2 protein-coding genes are annotated in these 2,528 nt (G+C 50.8%); both read right to left on the bottom strand.

Annotated features, from left to right (window positions below):
- Positions 1-262: cyclase family protein (locus QZP87_RS13045; RefSeq protein ID WP_291323357.1), on the bottom strand; the 262-nt coding region annotated here is incomplete at its 3' end.
- Positions 263-589: 327 nt separating this feature from the next.
- Positions 590-2,392, bottom strand: coding sequence for an ABC-F family ATP-binding cassette domain-containing protein (locus tag QZP87_RS13040; RefSeq protein ID WP_291323356.1), 1,803 nt, complete (start codon positions 2,390-2,392; stop codon positions 590-592).
- Positions 2,393-2,528 lie beyond the last annotated feature (136 nt).

Raw genomic sequence — 2,528 nt, 5'->3', positions numbered from 1 at the left:
TTTCCTTTTGCTCCGCTTTCACGTCAATGCATACCCCCTGTCCGTAAAACGCCGAAATGGGCATGCGGTCCAGGGTTTTTCCCCTGTCCAGGATATGGGCCGGGGCATCCATGTGGGTACCTGTGTGAGACATCATCGATATCCTTATCTCCACAAATCCGTCTCTGGCCAGGTCAAAAGGATGTTCGAAAACCGGGCCTTCAGTACCCGGATACACAGGCATGCCGGGCTCGATACGATGGCTGAGATCAAATATTTTCATCTATTGCCTCAAGGATCTGGTCAGGTCCGCTCCAAGCCTCTGCGCTTGAGACTGTGTTTGGGTTCAGACCGAGCTAATCTATTGAACTCTATGACGATATTTTCAAAAACAGACTGTTATTTTGCCTTAGAAAGCCTGTTCCACCCTCAAAAGGGGCACTGTAAGAGTCTGCAGGTTGCCAATGGGTCTGAACCAAGTTAGCTTGGTATCAGAAAAACCCAATAAAGCCATTTTTTTCAACTTCAGGCCAAGTAAACAAAAAACATTTGAATCGGGCTACCCATCCCCAGACCGTGAGACTTTTTATTCAATGATCAAACAAATAATCTACCCCCTGAATTCATCTGCAATTCTTTCTAGATCTTCCCATCTGGCATAAAGAGCTGCCGCTTTTTCTTCAGCCTGTTCAAGCCTGGCGTATAATTCCTCCAGTCTTGATGCATCGCTCATTACTTCCGGCATCTCCATCTCCCGGCGCAACTCATTCACTTTATCTTCAGCCTGTTCAATTTTCTTTTCAATAGCCTCATACTCCAGCTGGTCCTTGTAGGACATCTTGGTCGGTTTTCTGGATCTGGACCGGGCTTCTTTTTTCTCAGGCTGCCCTGGCTTATCCTGTTCATCCCGAGCTCTGGCCAGCTGGTGGTAGTCTGCAAAGAACTCGGTCCTTCCAGTCCCGTCCACCAGAAGCAGGCGGTCACACAAGGTGTCCACAAACATCCGGTCATGGGAAATCAGGACCACAGCCCCTGCAAAGTCCAGCAGACTCTGTTCCAGGATTTCCAGGGTGGGGATGTCCAGATCATTGGTGGGTTCGTCCAGCAGAAGCACATCAGCAGGCTCAAGCATCAGTCTGGCAATGAGCAGCCTGGACTGTTCCCCGCCGGACAGTCTGGATACGGGCAAAGCAAGCTGCTCCGGGGTGAAAAGCATCTTTTTGGCCCAGGTGACAACATGAATGGCCCGGTCCTGGAATATTACCTGGTCTCCGCTGGGACAAAGGGCCTCCTTCAGGGTCTGATTGCGGTCCAGCTCCTGTTTTTGCTGGTCAAACAGAACCACCCGCAGCTCAGGTGCCCGGACAACACTTCCCTGGTCCGGCTCCATTTCCCCGGCCAGAAGACCCAGCAGGCTGCTCTTGCCTGCTCCATTGGGCCCCATGATGCCGAGACAACTCCCGGGAGACAGGATGAAACTCAAATCTTCAAACAGGATGCGCTCCTGGCGGGTCAAAGCCAGGTTTTCAGCTTTGATCAGTTTTCTGGTCTTACGGCCGGTTCCTGAAAACTCCATCTCAGCAGTTTTGGTCCGGTTTGTCCTGGACCTGACCTCACTCAATTCATCCTGCAGGGCAAAGGCCTTTTCTTTCCTGTACCTGGCCTTGGTAGTCCTGGCCTTTACCCCCTGGCGCAGCCATTCCACCTCTCTTCTGGTCTTGTTGGCCAGTCCCTGTTCCAGGCGTTCCTGGGAGCTGATGAACTCCTGACGCCTTTCCAGAAAACGGGAATAGCTTCCTGCCACCTCCAGATATCCTTTTGGGTATATCCTGTTCAGTTCCACGATCCTGGTGGTGATGTTCTCCAGAAAAGCCCGGTCATGGCTGACCACGATAAAGGCAAAGTCCGAACCGGACAGGATCTTTTCCAGAACAAGAATACCCTCCAGATCCAGGTGATTGGTGGGTTCGTCCAGCAGGACAAGGTCAGGCTTCTGAACCAGGACCCTGGCCATGGCCAGCCTCTTGAGTCTGCCTCCGGACAAGGTGGTCACCTGCTCATCCAGATTATAGAAACCCATTCGGCCGGCTGTCTTCTGGACCTGGACATAAGCCTGGGCATCCCTGATTGGAACTGCGTCCATCAGGGCCTGCTCAATACTTGCAAAGCCGGAAAAATCTTCGGTCTGAGGAAGATAGGCCAGACGGATATCCCGCCTGAGGATGATGCTGCCTGAATCTGGGGACTCATGTCCGGCCATGATCTTGAGCAGGGTCGATTTTCCAGATCCGTTGGGACCGATGAGTCCGGTACGCTCCTGTTCCAGAAAACTGATCTCAAGTCCGGAAAAAAGCGGTTTTGCTGAATAGGACTTGCTGATTTCCTGACAGGTGACATAGGGAGCTGAAGACATTTTTTACCGCCAATTTGTGGCTTACTCATTCATTCTGGACAGTCAAAATTTTTTTTAATATTTTGTTTTTATTGGCTTTTTTGGCAAATCAAAATATCTTTAGGTCCAGACCAGGTATATATTCAAATTTATTGAC

Source organism: Desulfonatronospira sp. (assembly GCA_003563255.1).
GTDB lineage: Bacteria > Desulfobacterota > Desulfovibrionia > Desulfovibrionales > Desulfonatronovibrionaceae > Desulfonatronospira.
This window is presented reverse-complemented; position numbering and strand designations above follow the sequence as displayed.

Excerpts from the sequence above, each read along its gene's own strand:
- QZP87_RS13040 (WP_291323356.1), bottom strand. The coding sequence starts at position 2,392 with ATGTCTTCAGCTCCCTATGTCACCTGTCAGGAAATCAGCAAGTCCTAT.